Origin of the sequence: Bacillus litorisediminis (assembly GCF_022808645.1) — a bacterium.
In the GTDB taxonomy this organism is placed as follows: Bacteria; Bacillota; Bacilli; order Bacillales; family JC228; genus Bacillus_BF; species Bacillus_BF litorisediminis.
Window position 1 is genome coordinate 1 of the sequence record NZ_JAKZKT010000007.1, and the last position, 20049, is coordinate 20049.

At 41.4% G+C, this 20049-nt stretch carries 13 protein-coding genes; 3 read left to right on the forward strand and 10 right to left on the reverse strand.

Annotated elements, in window-relative coordinates; all coding sequences use genetic code 11:
• Positions 1 to 370 precede the first annotated feature (370 nt).
• The 4 genes from MLE14_RS05185 to MLE14_RS05200 all read right to left on the reverse strand — a co-directional run bounded on the left by MLE14_RS05185 (position 371) and on the right by MLE14_RS05200 (position 4598).
• On the reverse strand, positions 371 to 814 hold the full coding sequence (locus MLE14_RS05185) for a VOC family protein (RefSeq protein WP_243297287.1): 444 nt from the start codon (positions 812 to 814) through the stop codon (positions 371 to 373).
• Between the two features lie 131 nt (positions 815 to 945).
• The gene (locus tag MLE14_RS05190) at positions 946 to 1767 is read right to left on the reverse strand and encodes a helix-turn-helix domain-containing protein (protein WP_243297288.1); all 822 of its coding nucleotides are present in this window, start codon (positions 1765 to 1767) and stop codon (positions 946 to 948) included.
• A 326-nt stretch (positions 1768 to 2093) separates the two neighbouring features.
• Positions 2094 to 3374 carry an S-layer homology domain-containing protein gene (locus MLE14_RS05195; protein ID WP_243297289.1) on the reverse strand — a complete coding sequence of 427 codons (1281 nt, stop codon included), beginning with the start codon at positions 3372 to 3374 and terminating at the stop codon, positions 2094 to 2096.
• 123 nt (positions 3375 to 3497) lie between these two features.
• Positions 3498 to 4598 (reverse strand): AbrB family transcriptional regulator, encoded by a 1101-nt coding sequence (locus tag MLE14_RS05200; RefSeq protein ID WP_243297290.1) that lies wholly within the window; start codon positions 4596 to 4598, stop codon positions 3498 to 3500.
• Positions 4599 to 4802: 204 nt separating this feature from the next.
• Here MLE14_RS05200 and MLE14_RS05205 point away from each other — a divergent pair, with 204 nt between their 5' ends.
• Positions 4803 to 5018 (forward strand): hypothetical protein, encoded by a 216-nt coding sequence (locus tag MLE14_RS05205; protein ID WP_243297291.1) that lies wholly within the window; start codon positions 4803 to 4805, stop codon positions 5016 to 5018.
• 86 nt (positions 5019 to 5104) lie between these two features.
• On the opposite strand, the gene MLE14_RS05210 is transcribed toward MLE14_RS05205, so the two are convergent.
• From MLE14_RS05210 to MLE14_RS05225, 4 genes are all read right to left on the reverse strand, one after another.
• A complete protein-coding gene (locus MLE14_RS05210) occupies positions 5105 to 5986 on the reverse strand; it encodes an ROK family protein (protein ID WP_243297292.1) in 882 nt (293 codons plus the stop codon).
• 22 nt (positions 5987 to 6008) lie between these two features.
• On the reverse strand, positions 6009 to 6383 hold the full coding sequence (locus MLE14_RS05215; RefSeq protein WP_243297293.1) for a DUF4181 domain-containing protein: 375 nt from the start codon (positions 6381 to 6383) through the stop codon (positions 6009 to 6011).
• Positions 6384 to 6615: 232 nt separating this feature from the next.
• The gene (locus tag MLE14_RS05220; protein ID WP_243297294.1) at positions 6616 to 10407 is read right to left on the reverse strand and encodes a S8 family serine peptidase; all 3792 of its coding nucleotides are present in this window, start codon (positions 10405 to 10407) and stop codon (positions 6616 to 6618) included.
• 339 nt (positions 10408 to 10746) lie between these two features.
• Entirely contained in the window at positions 10747 to 13587 is a 2841-nt protein-coding gene (locus MLE14_RS05225) for a DUF6359 domain-containing protein (protein WP_243297295.1), read from the reverse strand.
• A 1174-nt stretch (positions 13588 to 14761) separates the two neighbouring features.
• Between MLE14_RS05225 and MLE14_RS05230 the strand changes: the two genes are divergently transcribed.
• On the forward strand, positions 14762 to 15724 hold the full coding sequence (locus MLE14_RS05230) for a nuclease-related domain-containing protein (RefSeq protein WP_243297296.1): 963 nt from the start codon (positions 14762 to 14764) through the stop codon (positions 15722 to 15724).
• Between the two features lie 772 nt (positions 15725 to 16496).
• Here the strand turns inward: MLE14_RS05230 and MLE14_RS05235 are convergent.
• Together MLE14_RS05235 and MLE14_RS05240 are read right to left on the reverse strand one after the other, a co-directional pair.
• On the reverse strand, positions 16497 to 17018 hold the full coding sequence (locus MLE14_RS05235) for a GNAT family N-acetyltransferase (protein WP_243297297.1): 522 nt from the start codon (positions 17016 to 17018) through the stop codon (positions 16497 to 16499).
• 15 nt (positions 17019 to 17033) lie between these two features.
• Positions 17034 to 17942 (reverse strand): AEC family transporter, encoded by a 909-nt coding sequence (locus MLE14_RS05240; protein ID WP_243297298.1) that lies wholly within the window; start codon positions 17940 to 17942, stop codon positions 17034 to 17036.
• A gap of 405 nt (positions 17943 to 18347) precedes the next feature.
• Here MLE14_RS05240 and MLE14_RS05245 point away from each other — a divergent pair, with 405 nt between their 5' ends.
• On the forward strand, positions 18348 to 20024 hold the full coding sequence (locus MLE14_RS05245) for a peptide ABC transporter substrate-binding protein (RefSeq protein ID WP_313897582.1): 1677 nt from the start codon (positions 18348 to 18350) through the stop codon (positions 20022 to 20024).
• Positions 20025 to 20049: the final 25 nt, after the last annotated feature.

The window sequence follows — 20049 nt, forward strand, 5'->3', positions numbered from 1 at the left end:
AAGAAATGGGAAGGTGGACACATCCAACAATGGGCCATGATCATGAATCAACTATTAGTTCACGACCACCTGAAGAAACGTGTGAAGAAATATCTAGAATAACTTACACACTTTTCTTGACAAGCCCTACTTTCATCATATAAACCTTAAATCGAGCATTCTATCCGCAAAACCTCATTTATCAAAGTCCAAACAGAATGAAAGTATTCTATATGATTTTGATCGAATCGCAAAAAACCAGCTAATAACTGATCAGATATTAGCTGGTTTTTGTAAGTATTACTTCGACAATTTAGTCGTTTTCACACTGAAAGTGCCTAGGTTTTAAACCATCGGAATCCCATCTATTGAATAGATCAGCGACATGATGCTATTGCATTTCCTCAAGCGGCACGTCCTTTATGTGTGTTGCGACCCACCAAATGTGTCCAAAAGGGTCCATTACTCCTCCGCGCCTATCACCATCAGACTGATTTTCGACAGGCATCAATTCCTTTGCACCTGCTTCAATAGCTTGTGCAAAAAGTGCATCTGCGTCTTCAACATAAAGATAAATATGCATTGCAGTTCCTCCAAGAGACTGCGGGCTGCGCATAAGTGGGTATTCCGGAAACTCGTCAACGAGCATGATTGGCGAATCCCCAATCTTAATTTCCGCATGCCGAACCTTTCCGCTGTCGTCCGTTATCCGCATCAATTCAGCAGCTCCAAATGCCTTTTGGTAAAATGCTATCGCCTCAGCTGCCCCCTTGATAATCAAGTACGGCGTTACAGTGTGATGGCCATTCGGAATCGATTTTGTTTCGGATGTCATCAAACATTCCTCCCATGAAAATTTAGATTTGGATGCGTTCATTCCAAAAGAATCTGGACAATACTGGAACTTTTGCATCAACTTTATTCTAAGAGACATTGGGATGGTTGTATTGTAAAAAAATGACCCTATTATCCAAACGGAACGTGATTATGATGTTTTACTAGCTGAGAGTGGTAGGCTGTGGGACTAAGGCCGGAAAAGGACCGAAAATCGCGGATAAAATGGGCCTGGTCATAATAACCGCATGATAAAGCCATATCTGTCCAATCAACTTGCTCTCTCCCTTTAATGACCCGAAGCACATTCTGAAAACGCTGGATACGGCAAAATTGTTTCGGCGTCAATCCGACTTCTTCCTTGAACACCTGAATAAATCGCCTTGAACTTATGCCGATTTGTTCAGTCACATCTGCCATTTTCCATTGATGAGGGCAAGCCTGAAAATGCTTTAGTGCGAAGACAACAGCGGGGTGATGGCTTGAGGGTGAAGTGATCGTCTTCAATAAAGATTGTTCAAGAATCTGAAATTTGGCAATCGGCGATTCTGCTTCAAGGAGCTGTTCACGCAATTCTGCAGCTTTTGTCCCCCAAAGTGTATCCAGCGACACGTGTTCATTGCACAATTCATTTGCCGGTATTTTAAGAAATGGAAATGCTCCGCCAGGCTTAAAATGAACTCCTATTGTTGACGCTTGACAGGCTGTGTCGACCACAGCAAAAACTGAATGCGGGCCTGAGATTAAGCTCCCGCGAAAACTTTGGAACCGTTCATAATTCTGTTGATCATATACCCTAATCAAGTCTTTTTCAAGATTGATAATCAACTCTATCGAGCCATCCGGAAGAACACGCTCCAATTCATGAGGCGGATAATAGCCTTGATATAACCAAAATAGATTGATAAAATCCGACAATGGCGGCTGAGGGCGATAAGTAAGAAAAATGGCCACGGCATTCACTACCTTTAATTTTGCTAAATAGACAAACTTTAGTTTCAGTTTACTTCTTATTAGAAAATTTTAAACTGTTCAAAGCAGATCTACCATATGAACCTCCTCTAATACCAGTTCTATATTACCTTTAAACCGAATATTCTAAATGCACAGGTTGATCATCATAAAGGTCATTACAATCCTGTAATTGCTTGGCCGGCAGTGGAGGATATACTCTCGGCAGCGCGTGTTTTACTCTTGGTAGCACGTGATTTACCTCCAAATGTTTCTTCGGAACCTATACAAAGGCTCCCTGCACCGAGGGAGCCTTTCCTCATTTATTGCTATAAACCATCATGCAACTGTGCCGCCATATCCAAATAAATCCGGTACACTATAGCTGCATATTGTGCACGAGTTGTGCTGTCGGCAATCCCAAATCGGCCATTTGCATATCCGCTTACGTATCCATTTGATGAAAGGACATCAATATATGGTTTGGCCCAGTATCCTTCACGTACATCTGTGAAAACAGCCCAATTTTCGCCTGCCTTCACTTGGAAAGCAATAGCTAGAATTTTAGCCAATTGAGCTCTTGTTAATGGTGCATCTGGGTTGAATTTTTCAGCTTTACTGAAAACCCCAGCCTCAACCAGTTTAGCTATTGCCATGTAGTGAGGATGATCTACCCCAACATCACTGAACCCAGGGTTAGCTGGAATGTTCATCGTCATTGGGATCATCCGATAAAGGTACTCTGCCGCTTCTGCTCTGGTAATGGCCTGGTCTGGCTTGAATTCTGTGTCTGTCACTCCATCTACTAAATGTAGCTTGGCCAATGCCACGATTTCTTCTTCAGCCCAATGTCCTTCTACGTCCACAAAGAAAGGAGCATCGTATGCCATAAAGAACGCTTCTGCCATTTTCTTATATCCATCTTCATTAGGGTGTACATTTTGCGGGTTTGGCATATAGTCTTTTGTCTCATATCCCACCAAACTTGTAACTGATACGGGCTTTGCACCAGCTGATGCCCCAGCTGCGAGAATCGCCCCATTCATTTGTTCCATCATTCCTGCCACCAACTCAAAAGTCTCCCCTTCAAGATGAGGGAATGGGAAGATGTAATCTGTAATATAGACCTCTGCTTCCGGGTTGATTGTTTTAATGGTTCCAACAATGACGGCGATATTTTCAGCCATCTTCGTTAATGTATCTTGTGCTTCTTTCAGATCAAACGAGATCTCTCCAGCCGCCAAGTCAATTTCTGCAATTTTCAGCATATCATTAGCTCCCGCAGATAGGGTGACGAGCTCCGCCTGAGCGAGTGCTTCTTTGACCTCTGGCTTGCTTAGGTCCGCTAAAACTTGCGCTGAGGTATAGCCGGGAACAGCAAGACTTTTATTTAAATTTACCTTACTTCCTCTTGCGTCCAATTCAGCCTTAATAAAATCTGCATACCCTGACCCTAATTTTCCCTCAGAATTGACTCCCGCTGCAATCGAATCCCCTAAAGCTACGTAATCAATCGTTGTTTCTTCTGTTGCTGTTGTACTTAAAGCCGTACTCAGAAGTAAAAAAGCGGTTACAAAACTTACCAAACTTCTTTTCAAAAACCTCTTCATCCAATGTCCCCTTTCCTTATTTTCTATGAGAATAGGAATTTACTTAGAGGAACAATCTAGAATGCAAAAAACCTCCTCATGGAATCAATAAATAGATTCGCTGAGGAGGCAGATTTTTCCTTCCTATATATGCATTCGTTTTGGCGACTCTTGTTCTTGTTGTATTGTACCTCTTTCTGCAAACAAAAATTTCATTAGCGGGGTTGCGATTAAGAGGATCATAAAGATTCTAAATAAATGAAAGCTTGTTACAGTTGATATGTCTGCCTCAACCGCAATAGCCGTTACTGCCATTTCAGCAATTCCGCCCGGTGCTGTGCTGAGAAACATTTCATTAAACGGCAATTGGAAGAGTGCGTACAATCCTTCTGCGAGCAAGATACAAAAACCGATTAACAGCAGGTTTAAAACAAAACAAATAGATAGCATTTTGATAGAAAAATGCTCTTTATCAAATTTCATTTTCACACCCAGATAGGTCCCAAATAAAAGCTGTGCTCCGTCAATCCATATGGTGGGCATACTTGGAGGCTGAAATCCGACAATATTAAGAACACCCACTAAAAGCAAGGGCATTAATAAGTATGGAATCGGAAAGCTGATTTTTTTAGCGGCCCATATTAAAACAGGCAATCCTGCAATAAGCCAGATTAGCGCAATTGGATCAATATCGGGCAAAAATTGAGCATTTATATCAGTACCAGCTGCAACCGGTACTTCTTGACCCTTCGCCACTACATGGAAAATGAGCCAAGGCACAATCGTAATGACCATCATCACCCGGAACGTCTGCATAAAGGCTATAACTGCTTCATCCGCATCCTTTGTTTCTTCTCCCAATAAGACCATTTGTGACAGACCACCAGGAAAGCTTCCTAATAAGACGGTACTATAAGATAAATCGGTCCATCTTTTTAAGACAAAAGCCGTTGTAACCGAAAAGCCGATAATTAATACGGTGGTTACGAGCATAATCGGCAGCTGCGTAACCATCAGCAGAGCTGCCTCTTTTGTAAAAGAGCTGCCCAGCTGAACCCCCAAAATGATCAAACCGAAATTTCTGAATGAGATGGGCCAGTACAATGACCCTTTGTACCAGAATTTAATAAAAGCCAATGAAAAAAGTGGACCTAACATCCACGGTAAAAACATTCCTGCTTGATTAAAAATAAAACCGGCGGCAACTGCAATACACAAGGTGAGCAAAAACGGTTTGAGTCTCACAAGACGTCCATCCTTTTATTTAGCGTTCCGAAATTTTCTGATTCCAGCTATATTTTACCACAAACTGACTTACAAAATAGAGTAGTTAACTCATTGTTTTATAGTCATATCGATGAGAATCTCATAATATGATAGAACTGATGGGGGTTTTTCCATTATATAGAAAGGGAGTTCATCAAAGATGCGGAAAAGGAGGAGTAGCCAATGGAGAAATACATCTTTAAACATGTATTAAAAAAACCAAAGGGTATACAAATTCATATATGGGACGGTAAAGAAGACTGCGTCCGAATTGTATACCTTGATCCCAAAACGTTATCCCCTCTAGACGACCAAAGCTGTCCAAAGCGGATTCTGCGCTTTATCAAGAAACAGCACAGCCTCATCGAACTCTGGTTAAATCGTTCGGTTGCGGTTTGACTGACCTCAGATTTTTAGCTTTTATCTTTCTTTTATAAAATTTTTTACCGGAGCTTAGTTTCGCCACTAGGCTCTCTTTTTATATCCTATAGCTCTCCTCTTACGCTTTTAGCTGCTAAAGCTAGCGCTCCCTTTACTCCCGCTTCATCTCCTAAACCTGGAGGAACGATCCACTCTTCTATATTTTCAAGAATGTTAGGATGCTGGACATATCCATTTAATTTTTCGGCGACCTTTTTGCGGATTAATGGGAACAGCTGCGTTTGTTTCATAACTCCTCCCCCAACCACTATTCTATGTGGAGATAGGATAAGCGTGTAGGCCATTAGAGCCTGTGCCAAATAATCCGCTTCAAGTTCCCACACTTCCGGGTCATTTGCCAACTCTTGTCCCTTTTTACCCCATCTTGCTTCAATGGCTGGACCGGATGCTACACCTTCTAAGCAATCGCCGTGGTAAGGACAAACACCTTGAAACTTGTCCGCTTCATTTTTACGGACAAGAATATGCCCCATTTCTGGGTGAGTAAATCCCTTAAGTGTTTTTCCGTCTACAATCGCACCTACCCCAATGCCAGTTCCAACTGTCATATACAAACAGCTATCAAGCCCTTTAGCTGCACCCCACTGCACCTCGCCAAGTGCAGCTGCGTTGACATCTGTATCAAAGCCGACGGGTACATTCAGCTTCTGTCTCATCGTTCCGACAAAATCAACCTGACTCCACCCCGGTTTTGGCGTACTTGTGATAAAGCCGTACTTCTTGCTGTGAGGATCAATATCAATCGGTCCAAATGAGCCAATTCCCAGAGAGTCAATTTCTTTATTATTAAAAAACTCATAAACCTTTGAGAAAGTTTCTTCAGGAGTAGTTGTGGGAAACATTGTTTTTTCTACGATATTTCCGATTTCATCTCCTACTGCACACACAAATTTGGTACCGCCAGCTTCAATTGCACCGAATTTCATAATGAAGGTGCCTCCTTTTGCGTTAGTTTCCAGACATATATAAAGATAAAGTGATAAATAAAACAATCCAGATAAATGAGTTGATTGTTAGGATATAATGTCTTTGTTTACGTTCAAATTTACGTTGCATTAAGAACCTAAATCCACAACCAATTAATAAATAACTAAATATCCAAATCTGAAATATAATCTCACTTTCCCTGGCCATTACCGCTAATAATGCGATCCAAAAAACAAGGTGAATACTGAATTCCCCATACCTTTGCAGCTTATTGATCGGTTTATAAAAATAAGGATCTCTGCTTACTATTTGAAATCTCTTTTTTAGATACCATTCTGAAATGGATGAGAGTGTGATTACGGATACAATTAAAAGAATTAATTCAATAAGTTCCAATCCAACCCACTCCTTTATTTAATCATATGTAACAGTAGATTAACAAAGTAAAGATTCCTATCTTCCATTTCTTCGACACTTATGCAAATTCCTGCAACATTTCTACAAATATTTCCCCGGCAATTTTTAAATTCGACATTATTTATTGCGTAAATGCGTAACAGTAGTGTCGGCTGCACTTTGACAAAAAAAAGGTCAACCTCCCTCAGGAGATTGACAGAAAAACACTTTATTACTTTTTAGTTTCTTTTACAACTTTAACTGTATGAGTGGTTGTGTTTCCAGCAAGGTCAGTCGCTTCGAATGTAAAGACATTTTCGCCTTCTTGCAATTGAAGAACTAAGTCCTCAATAACATGTTCGAAGCTTCTCATTTCGTAAGCTTGTGTCAAGCCTTCATGGAAATAAATTTCGCTGCCGTTTTGATACAGACGGATTTCATCAAAATTGTCGGCTACTTTAACATCCACTTTAATGGTTTTAACATTTTGCTTAACTTTGCCATTTTGCGGTATTCCGCTTACCTCAATTACAGGAGCAGTTGTATCAACAAAAATCATTCGTTTAAATGCGATTACATTGTCTTCGTTATCAACAGCTTTTACATCTAAGTGGTGAACCCCATCCTCTAATTGAATGGAGGTATTAAATTCATAAAGGTTTGTTTCTTCGTTAAATGTTGTCTCAACCGCATGTCCCGCAATTGTGAACTCTTTTAAGCCAGATGGCTCGTTGATTGTACCAGAAAGCTCCACTTCGCTTGAGTTAAAAATAGTAAATGCTTCTGGATTTACTAAATTCACATAAGGGACTGTCGAATCTTGCTCAGAACTATCTCCCTCTTCATTTGATCCTTCTCCGGATCCTTCTTCAGATGTCTGGTCATCTTTAGTTGAATCGGAACTGCTGTTACCAGCATAATCTACGGCAACAACTGCGATTTCACTTTCAGGACTAATTCCCTCTGGCAGTACAAATTCTGTTGTTGAAGGTGCTAAAAGGTTTTCAAGCACTGATTCTCCATCTACATATACATCCAGATAAGCGAGTCCAGATCCGCCTTCATTGTCACTAGCTGAAATGGTTACTTTGGTTCCATCTTCACTAAGAGCAGCTTCAGCAGTTGGTGCAACTGTATCCACTTTTACTGGTAATACAAGTGTTTGCGGTTCTGCCCCAGGATAATCAAGAACAGCTTCCATTTCGTAGTAATACAATCCGTCTTCTGCTAATGCACCGTTAATCATGCCATCCCACACTCTAGTAGGAAGGAATGAATAGTAAGCTCCAAGGCCGCCGTCATAATAATGCTTGCGAAGATCGTTCTCTGTGCGAAGTGTTCTTATTTCCTTGCCATTTTCGTCTAAAATGCTAAAGGTGATTTGACCAGCATTTCGCAATAATGAGAATACTGGTATGACACTATCTTGGACACCGTCACCATTTGGAGAAATGGCAACTAATTCTTTATGATATTCATCGGTTATTGGATTGTACCCTAGGTAATATCCAGCGTTATCTACCAAACCAGCAGCACCATAGAATGATGCTTGATCGTAGATTGTGCCATCAAAGATTGGTGCTTCATTCCAATCACCATTAAAGCCAACATACGGAACACTTAAAGTCGGATTCGTTTCAGAACCATCTGTGAAAGTGACGTAACCTTCCACCCAATAGCCGTTCTCAAATACTTCTTCAATATCTATTGGTGTTGACCAGCTGCCCGTTTGCGATGGGTCTACAACCTGAGCATTAGAAAGATCAACGGTTACTGTCACAGTCTTCTTCTGACCTGGTTTTAATGTAACAGTGGTTTCTTCGCTATCATTTACAAGAATCGCAGCGTTTAAGATTGGCTGTGCTTGCAGTTCATTTACATTCCAGCCGAGCTCTCCATATGCTGCAAAATCAGTTTGCAGACTTGCAGCTACATTATAAACTGCTGTTTCGTTGCCATAGTTCCTGGCTTCAAGTGTAAATGTAAATTGATCTCCTACTTCTTTAAGCGCAACCTTTGCCTCACCTGTTTTTTTCTCAGTTACGACAACAGGAGTGGATAGCGCTGAATGAAGCTGCATTAACCCAGCCCCCTGGCGACGCGGAGAATAAGGCACATTCCAGCCAAATGCTTGAGGAACAGTTCCTTTATCTAAAACTGGAGCTGATGTATTCAGTAATATATTTTTCGCCATTAACACACGGTCAAAGCCTTCATAACCAAATTCTTCATCAACACGTTGTAAAACAAGAGCTCCTCCACCAGCTACGTGCGGTGCCGCCATGGATGTACCGCTCATCATTCCGTACTTGTCATTATTTAAGGTAGAATAAATTTGTCCGCCTGGAGCTGTAATTTCTGGCTTAAAGTCTAGGTTAGGCGTAACTCCCCAAGACGAGAATGCACTCATTTTTCCAGCTTCAGGGTTCGTTGCTTTTATTTTATCGCCCTCAAAAGAGATCGTTACAGTCTCCCCTGCTTGAAGAGCTGCAGCTATTTTGTCCCCATCAGCTTTTAGCATGAATAACTGTGGAATTGTGATAGCTGGATCAGACGCCATATTTACATATCCGTCCGTATTATTGTAAATGATAACTCCTACAGCACCTGCTGCTTGAGCGTTCAATGCTTTATCAACAAATGCAAGCTCACCGCGTTGAATTAATGCGTATTTACCTGCTACGTTTGTTAATTGTTCAGGTTTGCCTAGTCCCCCATACGCAATTTCAAATGTCTTAGGCTCTACATCAATCGGATGAACAGAAGAAGCAGATAAGAATGGCGCCTTGCCTGCAGTATCACCAAATGTATAAGTAATTGCATCCAGATCCATATAACTATTTTCAAAAGATGCAACTTGCAATGAATCATATGAAATACCTGGTGAACCTACAACTCCGTAGTCAGGGTTAGATGCCAACGGATTTCTAAATCCATTTCCAAGGTGGGCTGAGTTCCCTGCAGAAATCGCCATTAACACTCCATTTTCTACAGCACGTGCTACTGCTTGTTGTTCAGGATTATTCGCATCTACAAATCCTGCAGTTGATCCTAAACTCATGTTCAAAACATCAGCACCTAATACAATGGCATCATCAATTGCTTTGATGTAAATATCTCCCCATGTGGAACCCATATTTGGATCGTTGGAGAACACTTTAAGAGCTAGCACTTGTGCTTCAGGAGCAATACCTTTGATTCCTTCATTTTCCTCATCACCGTTAGCAGCAACGGTTCCTGCAACGTGCATTCCGTGCATGGAAGCATCTGGACCAGCAAGGTCTCTGATCTCAGAATTTCCATCCATATAGTTATACCCATATGGGACCTTATCTGTATAAAATTGTCCCGGCAGGCCGTTCTCAGCTGTTAAACTAGCAACCTCATCTTCAGTAAGTTCTGCTTTCTGAGGGTCACTTAAAACGAAGTCCTTATGAGAAGGGTCAACTCCAGTGTCAATAACACCAACAACCATCCCTTCCCCTTTATATCCATAATCACGCCAAGCTGTTTGAGCTTGCACAAGTTCCTTGCTATAAATCATGTCAGGCTCTTCTTCTGGACGAGTGTATTCAGTGGATATGTATACTTCTTTAACACCGTCAACTGCAGCCAATTCTTCAATTTGGCCATATTTAACGTCAGCACTGAAACCGTTAGCTACCGTTGTAAAGCTGACATGTTCTTTTAATTCAATTTTCTTTGCTTTTGCTGCTTCTTTTACAGCCTTCTGAGCTGCTTTTCTTTCTGCTTTTAATTGTACTTTTTCTGCTTTAGAAAGATCTTTGTACTGTTTACCTTTTTTTTGCGCTACCGTAATAGCTGGTTCTTGCTCCAGCTCTACAATGACACGCACTTCTTCGTCAGGACTAAATAGCTCGTCCGGACTTGCTTTAACAGGCTGCTGTGCGTTAGGCATTACATTCTGCGGTGCTGTCTTTTGTGGTACAGAAGCACCAAATGCAACCGATGAAAAGCATAGGAGTGAAATAATTGCTATAAGTAGACTTCTTTTTGCTTTCAAATCCCTATTCCTCCCTTTTCTGAAAAGTAAGACTATTACTCTTTAAAACTATCATAAGTCTTTTTTCACAGTAACAGACCAAAAGTCGTGTTTTTAAACACGTGTACCAGGTAGAAATTACCTATGAATTCGACATTATTACTGTAACACGTATGTATTCGACAAAAAAGGATGTTTCTTTTATCCTATTTATGGTAATATCCCATATTTACTAAAAAAATAGTCTCATATAAATCCCTTATTTTAATTTCCTAATAAATATCTAAAAATGGAGTTTGATAGGAATATTGAACTACTCACAAAAAAAGAACTAGGTTTATTTAACCTAGTTCCCCAATATTAAATTGCTTTTACCAGAATGTCATAATCCTTGTCATCAACCTGGCCATCCTGATTAAGATCTGCTTTTTCTTTTTCTGTTTCAGACTCTGTACCTATATAAGCAGTAAGTAATGCTAGATCTGCTAAAGACACTTGACCATCACCATTGAGATCACCGAAAAGGTTTGCAGTTTCACCAGAAAAATAGTAGATGAAACCAGTCTGTTGCTCTTCATTTCCTTGAGAGTCTGCTAGAATAATATCCTTCACTTGGATATTCCAAGCCTGTTCTGCTTTGCCTTTTTGAACAAAGGTTAGGGCAAACAAATCTTGGTTGCCTTCTAGTGATGTATCTCCGAGCTTTGCAAAGGCAAGTTCAACCCGGCCTTTTTCCTCTGAGATCACAGGGTCTGTCAAACCATCCGTTATGTTTTCCGCTCCCAAAAAGTTAAGAGCTTTTTCATCGAATTGAATGGTAAGCTGGCCAGCCCGAAGGTCGTTAAGCTCTTGACCAGATAGAATTAATTTAGTCTTTCTCCCATTTCCGGCTTCCGTTTTAAAGGCAAATGCCCCAATGGATTCATTGACCTCTGCCAATTCCAGGTCTGCTTCTCCTCGCGGTTTTACTTGGTAGGTGTCTCTGAATATACTAGCAATCCCGGTAACGTTAATAACGTCTCCTTCTTTAAAATCTGCGGTGAACCCGGCATAATCGTATCCTGTACGATTATCGATGCGAACTAGGACTGTTTCATCCCCTTTTACAGCTACGAATTCAACTGTACCATAGCTTTGTTCTTCAATATTTGTTACGGTAACTCCCTCGAGTTTAATTAACTCACCTTGTACGTCCTGATTAACTCCAGCAGGTGAAATGGTTATAGCTTCAGGGATAGGCTGATTGGATGCAAGAACTTCAACCGTTGGGTTAGTTAGCTGTTTTTCACCATTAAATGCACCAAGTGTACCGTCAATCCTTACCCGGTCCCCTTGAGAGATCCCTGCGTGAGATTGATAAACGTAAATCCCGCCTGTTTCATCTTGCACGTAAAATCCTTTTGAACCCCAGCTGCCGGGAACTGTAGTAACAATCCCTTCTACTGTAACATTTTCACCGTCCCCTAATTGTCGGGCTTCAGCAATCGTGGTTATTGTCGGCTCATCTGGAGCTGTTCCGTCCGCTGGTGTGAAACCGGCAGCTTGTGCCTCCTCTTCTGACCAGAAGAAAATTCGTTTATCAACAGGGACACTTTCCCATAGTTCTGGTGCTACATATTCCTTTGTGTCAGAGTGGCCAACTGGTTTATCGAGACCGCCGCCTTGTTCACGTGCTCTGAACATAAACGGCAATTCCAATAGCGGGTCTTCTGGATTCCAGATTCCAAGGCCTGCTGCATTAGCTTCTCTCACAGCCGTCTGATACATTTCATACTCAGCCATATCACCAACTGGCCAGATAAAGTAAGTGACTGCATATCCTTTTTGAACCATTTCCAAGTTCGTATTAAGATTATCCTCTTTACGGATGACCTGTGCTAGTAAGCGTCCGTAGTCATCGAGCGGTTCCTCACCGACTTTAATAATAATCTGATCCCCTGGCTGAAGAAGGGTACTCATATAATTTTTAGCTGCGATACCGTGATCTAACTGGCTCTGATCTAATTCATTCTGTGGGGTATGGTAGGTTTCCGGTGTATCGATATTGACAAAACGAACACTGGTTGTACCTAGGACTGGTGACTGAATGTTAATGGTATCACCATCTACTACTCGGGAAACCACTGCTTCATATTCTCCCGAAGGATCTGGTGCAGGCGGCTGATTTTCTAAAAGTGTTATGTCTGCACTTGAACGCGGAAGCAGCTGGTACGAATTATACTGACTCATGATTCCGGTAAAAGAATACCATTTACCAGCTTCAATTGATGAAATTGCGTTTGTTCCTTCCATAACCCGAAGAGTGGTTCCATTAAACTCTTCATCTACAATTGTTACATTGTATCCGCCGCCAGCCGGACTGCTTGGAACAGATTGAACGTACCCTTCGACTTGAACAAGAGTTCCTTCGAGGGGCTCAGCAGTTGCTTCATTCATAAAATCTGCAAGAGTAATCACTTGCGGATTTGGAAGCGGCTGATTTTCAGCAAGAACTTGAATCCCGTCAGCTTCCGGTACAATTTCAGTTAATTGGTTGTAAGTCGTGATGGCTCCAGTTACTTTTACAAGATCCCCAGCTTTAAGAGCAGGATAGGCACTCGGGTCAAAAGCAAAAATATTGATTCCGCCCGTTTCATCCTGCATGTATGTAGAAAGCCTTCCTCCGCCAATTGCTGCATTATCAGCTGTCACAACTCCTTGGATTGTCACGGTTTGGCCAATTTGGCTCTTCGCTTCAGCAATTGTTAGGGTTTGAGGATCTCCAGGATTGGGCTCACCTTCTACAAAAGTAATAGCGGTAGGATTTTTTAAACCTGGAACTGAGAAATAATCTTCTAAGCTTCCGGTTACTTGAATTTTTCTCCCGATTATATCTGGATTGGTTTGCAGGCCAAATTCTGCTCTGAACTGAGATGATAATTGAACAGGTAAAATTTTTGAAGAGTCCGTTTCAGTTGGAGAATCTGCAATCGCAAGGTTGTAGTCATTGCCAAATGGAGCCTCTCGATCATAAGAGTTGGTACCCGTTGTGTGCCCCACAATATACCCTTCTACTGCAGCAGTCCCCGTATTATTGGCGATGGCTTCTGCAACTGTAATGGCATCTGTGGTTTCAGCTTTTGACACAAATGGAGCAAACAAGCTAACTGCTAAAACAAAAGATAAAATAAGCTTTAAACCTGCAGAACGTGATGACTTCATACTTTTCCCTTCCTTCTTCAGATAATAGGTTCTCCTAATTCTTTTGATTCAATAAAGATATAAATCGACATGATGCACGCGGCTATTATACAGAATAAAGAAGGGTTCGAGTTAAAATTAACCAACTTTTTACTGAAATCACAACTAATGGACTAGATTGTTTAAATTTCAGTTCTTTAAACCTATTGTTGCAGCGATATTTTATCCTTCTAAAGTTTTATAGCAAGAATGGCGGATGTGGGGAGGGATTGGCGCATTTATCATATAGTTGCGTGTATCGCGGTGCGGCTCGGTGATGTATGTGCCGTTTATTGAGGTTTATGGGTCGTCCCTCGGGGGTTATGGGCCGTCGACCGATGTTTATGGGCTGTTCCTCGCAGGTTATGTGCCATCGACCGGTGTTTATGTGCCGTTCCTCGGCGTTTATGGGCCGTTCCTGACATTTATGTGCCGTTCCTCGATGGTTATGTGCCATCGCCCGGTGTTTATGTGCCGTTCCTCGGCGTTTATGGGCCGTTTCCCGACTTTTATGTGCCACCGACTGACGTTTATGGGCCACCGACCGACGTTTATGGGCCACCACCCCACGTTTATGGACCGTTCCGTGTCGTTTATGGGCCACCGTCCGGCGTTATGGGCCGTTCCGTGACGGATATGTGCCACCGACGGATGCTTTTGTGCTACCGACTGGCGTTTATGGGCCACCGACCGACGTCTATGGGCCACCACCCCGCGTTTATGGACCGTTCCGTGTCGTTTATGTGCCACCGTCCGGCGTTATGGGCCGTTCCGTGACGGATATGTGCCACCGACGGATGCTTTTGTGCCACCGACTGGCGTTTATGGGCCACCGACCGACGTCTATGGGCCGTTCCCCACGTTTATGTGCCATTCCCCGTCGTTTATAGGCAACCTCCCGATGTTTATGTGCCACCACCACGCGTTTATGTGTTACCACCCCGCGTTTATGTGCCACCTCCTGATGTTTATTTGCCACCACCACGCTTTTATGTGCCACCACCACGCGTTTATGTGTTACCACCCTGCGTTTATGTGCTACCGAACTGCGTTTATGGGCAGTTCCCTGTCGGTCGGAACATTTCTTTAAAGAAAATTAAAGGATTTTGTCTCTCAATTATGGAAATAAATTAAAAAATAATTAGGAGTGATGCTTTTGGTTTTATTATCTCGATCTATTCCGATCCAAATTTTAATTATCGAGGCTTTATTTAGGAGGCTCAACCCAAATCATAGGATTCATAAAGAACTAAGAGAAGAATACAACAGAAGAAAGAAAGGTGTTGAAGGTGAAAAACAAATCGACTATTACCTCGAGTTTCTGCCCCCTAATCAATTCTACTTTTTCCGAGGTCTCCGCTTATTCCTCAATAATAAAGCATTTCAAATTGATACTCTGCTAATCTCTCAAAAATTCATTCTTCTAATCGAGGTGAAAAACATCAGCGGGAAACTTTTCTTTGACGAAGGCTATAAACAATTAGTTTGGATAAATGAAAATGGAGAAGAACAAGTCATGGAGGATCCCCTGGAACAAGTAAAGAGACAAAGCCGACAGTTTGTAAAATGGATGGATCTAAAGCTTGATGTTCCTATAGAATATTTGGTGGTAATAGGAGACTCCCGAACGTATATAGACCCAAGATCTGGTCCGAAATATAAAGATTACATTCTTCATGCTCATGCTCTTGAAGAAAAAATTCAGGAACTATCCTATAAATATCAAAAAAATTTCATACAGGAAATAGCCGTTCAAAAATTAACATCACGCATATTGACTTGCCATAATCCTCTTTCTGTGGATCCGCAGAAAACATATCAATATTCCAGTGCTGACATCGTTAAAGGAATACAATGTCCTCAATGTAAAAAGTTTGGGATGGAGAGAGTGAATCAGAGGTGGGAGTGCCCTTATTGTAAAGCTACTTCCCGTGATGCTCATAAGCAGGCGATCTTAGATTATTTGTTATTGATTAAACCGACGATTACGAATAAGGAATGCAGGGAGTTTTTAGGGATTAAATCACGAAAAATTGCTCATAGGCTTTTAATTTCAATGAATCTACAATTTTCAGGTGCGAACAAATCAAGAATATATTTTAGACCTAAGCACGGTTGAGTAGCGGCACATTAATAGTGCTTAATGGCACATAACTGCGCAAGTACGGCACATAACGGGCGAGCCCAGGCACTTATTCAGTCCTGTACCCCACATAACGGGCGAGCCTAGGCACTATTCTGTCCTGTATGGCACATAACAGACAAGCACCGGCACATAATCAGTCGCGTACGGCACATAACAGGCAAGCACCCGGCACATAATCAGGCCAGTAACGCACATAACAGACGAGCACCGGCACATATTCTGGCCATATGGCACATAACGGGCAAGTCCCGGCTCATATTCAGGCCTGTACCGCACATAACAGACGAGCCCAGGCACATATTCAGTCCTTTACGGTACATAACGGGCGAACCCAGACACATATTCAGGCCTGTATGGCACATAACGAGCGAGCAAAGCACATAATTAGTCCTGTACCTCACATAACGGGCGAGCACCGGCACATATTCAGGATTGTACGGCACATAACGGGCGAGTCCCGGCTCATATTCAGGCCTGTACCGCACATAACAGACAAGCACCGGCACATAATCAGTCGCGTACGGCACATAACGGGCAAGCACCGGCACATAATCAGAACTGTATGGCACATAACGAGTGAGACCCGGCACATATTCAGGCCTGTACGGCACATAACGGGCGACACACAGCACATATTCTGGCCTGTATGGCACATAACAAGTGAGCACCGGCACATAATCAGGCCTGGACCGCTCATAACAGGCAAGCACTCGCACATAACGGCCCAACCCATATCACCCATATTCTATGAAACTGTCTCAAACGCAGGCGGGTATATGACTTTACCCTGTATCTGATCCAAAGACCCTTCTGCCAGCTCTGCAACCATAAATACTTCCTCCGGAACCGCAAATGGAGATTCAATGCCCTTTTTAATAGAAGGAATGAATCCAAATTTCGGATAAAAATTAGGATGGCCTAAAACAACAACATGCGTATATCCTAACTCTTTTGCTCTTTCCAGTCCGCTTCTAACGAGGATCGAGCCAATCCCTTGGTTTTGATACGCCGGCAGGACAGCCATTGGTGCGAGGGCAAGCGTAGGAATAAGCCCGGTTTCTGTTTGAATATGCACCAGGCTAAATAAAATATGTCCGACCACTTTTCCCTCAATATCTTCGGCTACTAAAGATAATTCAGGGATAAAATGATCCGAACCCCTAATCAATTCAATTAATTTCCCTTCGCCTTCACCATTAAATGCCAGATCATTAATTTCTTTAATCACAGCATAATCTTCATTCTTTTCTGGCCGTACTGAATACATGGATTCGCTCCTCCTTTATACCCCTAAGAAGACTAATAGAATCGGAACCGTTACAATACTTAAAATCGTAGTAATGAACGTAACGGCCGAAACAAAATCTGGTTCAGTTTTAAATTGTATCGATAATAGCGTAATATTCGCCGCTGTGGGCATCGCAGCTGCAATAATCAGGACTTTTTCTAGCAATGGATCTAATGAAACGAATGAAAATATAAAAATAGCTATGACTGGTGACAGCAGCATGCGGGCAAAGGTAATTACGGAAAGCTCATACCAATTGACCTTTTCAAATTCGATTCGTGCCAGCTGCATGCCTAAGGCGAGCATAATAATAGGAATCGCTGCATCTGATAGCATTCCAATCGGTTTATCTAAGGAAGCCGGAATCTCAATGTTCAGCAATTGAAACAGAATCCCAAGAATCAAACTGTACAGCACGGGCATTGTAAGAATCTTCTTCCACGGGGAAAAAGAAGTTTCTTTCCTCAGAGATGAACCAGTTGCAGCCAGAAAAAGACCGACTGAATTCATTAAAACCGATTGGACTACCATGACAATGATTGCCAAAGAAAAAGCTTTTTCCCCTAATGCAAAGTAAATAAGAGGAGCGCCGTAATTTCCTGCATTCATAAATGCAGTGGCTAACATAAAGGAAGCGGTCACCGTCTTGCTTGTTTTACGAATCTTTCCATATAAATAAGAAAGAACTAGCAATACGATACAGAATCCTACACAGAAAAGCATGATATAAAGGTAATCCCAGCTTAATGGATGGGTATAAAACGTCTTGAATACTAAAAAGGGAGTTAATACATATAAAGAAAGAGTTGAAATCGAGCGGATATCAAAGTTAAAAATCCGCTGTATTACATAGCCAATCACAAAAATTGCAACCACAGGAATTACTACATCTAATAAGATCATTTTTTCACCAGCTTCTTATACTCTGTTTGCTCCTCTATTATGCTACTATTTTTGTATTTATCCAAGCTTGAATTAACAAAATCCACAAAATTTTATAAATTTCGACAATAGGCAAAAAGGCGCTTTTTTAACTTATCAGATTATTTTATTTTCATACAAAATTCCTATTAACTGAACAATTCATTTGTTTGAAATATTGCAAAATGAAAGGTAAGTATATATAATGTCTTAATGTAGGCTTAATAAAATCCTTACAAAATCTATATTTCTATCAATTTTTGTCATATTTCTGTGCGATTTGGCGAACATTTAGCCTCAGAATTATGTAAGTGCTTACATATTGATAGGAATGTAGGTTTAGGTAAATTTTATTAGGCCAAACAAAAATTTATAGGGGGTTACACTGTGAAAAAGAAGCTTCTAGTATTTCTGGGTTTAATGCTCGTCCTTTCTATGTTCTTAGCAGCTTGTAGCGGCGGCGAAGCAGAACCTGGAGATGATCCTCAATCTGAGACTCCTGAGGGAGACGATGAAGGTACTACTAATGAAGGATCAGACGTTGCTCAGCATTTACGGGTAAACATTAAAACGGAACCATTTTCTTTACATCCAGGGCTAGCGAATGACACCACTTCTAGTAGTGTTCTAGCTCAAACATTTGAAGGGTTAACTCGTATTGGCAAAAATGGAGAACCTGAACCTGCGATGGCAGAAAAAATTGATGTAAATGAAGATTCTACTGTTTATACTTTCCATTTACGTGATGCAAAGTGGTCTAATGGAGATCCAGTTACAGCAGAAGATTTTGCTTATGCTTGGAAATGGGCATTAGATCCAGCTAACGAGTCTCAATATGCTTATCAGCTTTACTACATCAAAAACGCTGCAGCTGCCAACGATCCAGAATCTGGTGTAACTGTAGATGAAGTTGGTATTAAAGTTGTTGATGAAAAAACGCTTGAAGTTACTTTAGAGAATCCTACACCTTATTTCTTGGAATTAACTGCTTTTTATACCTATTATCCAGTTCATAAAGCAACAGCAGAAGCAAATCCAGAATGGCATACAAATGCTGGTGACCAATATATTTCCAACGGTCCATTTGTTATGACAAATTGGGATCATGGAAACCAAATTACACTTGAGAAAAACGCCAACTACTGGGATGCCGGCACTGTAAAACTTGAAAAAATTGATATGTACATGATTAACGAAGATGCTACCGAGCTTTCCATGTATCAAAATGGAGAACTTGATTGGGCTGGAGATCCATTTGGTTCTGTACCGGTTGATGCAATTCCATCACTGAAAGACCAAGGTATTCTTAATGTTCAGCCAATTACTGGTGTTTATTGGTATAAATTTAATACGGAAGCTGAACCATTTAATAACGTAAATATCCGTAAAGCATTTACGTATGCAATCAATCGTAAAGCAATTGTAGAAAACATTACTCTAGGCGGACAGGTACCAGCGATGGCCATTGTCCCACCAACTATGTTCCCTGAAAACGAAGAAGGTTATTTTGAAGATAATGCTGTTGATTTAGCGAAAGAGCACCTTCAAAAAGGTCTTGAAGAGCTAGGCTACAGCGATGTTTCTGAGCTTCCAGAAATCACTCTTTCTTACAATACGGATGATACGCATGCTAAAATTGCGCAAGCCGTTCAACAAATGTGGAAAGAAGCTCTTGGTATTGAAGTAGGTCTAGAAAATACAGAATGGCAAGTATATATTGACCAGCTTCATAGCGGAGACTACCAAATTGGACGTATGGGCTGGTTAGGAGACTTTAACGACCCTATTAACTTCCTCGAATTGTTCCGTGATAAAGAGGGAGGAAATAACGATACAAATTGGGAAGATCCTAATTTCAAACAATTACTGCTTGACTCTGCTACGGAAAAGGATCCAGCAGCTCGTGAAGCTATGCTAAAACAAGCTGAAGAAATCTTTATGGAACAGCTTCCAGTAGCACCAATTTACTTCTATACAAACGTATGGCTACAGAAAGAAAACTTGAAAGACGTTGTCGTTTCCGGTCTTGGAGATGTCCAACTGAAGTGGGCGTACTTCGAATAAGGAAACCTACCCTACAAAGAGGCTG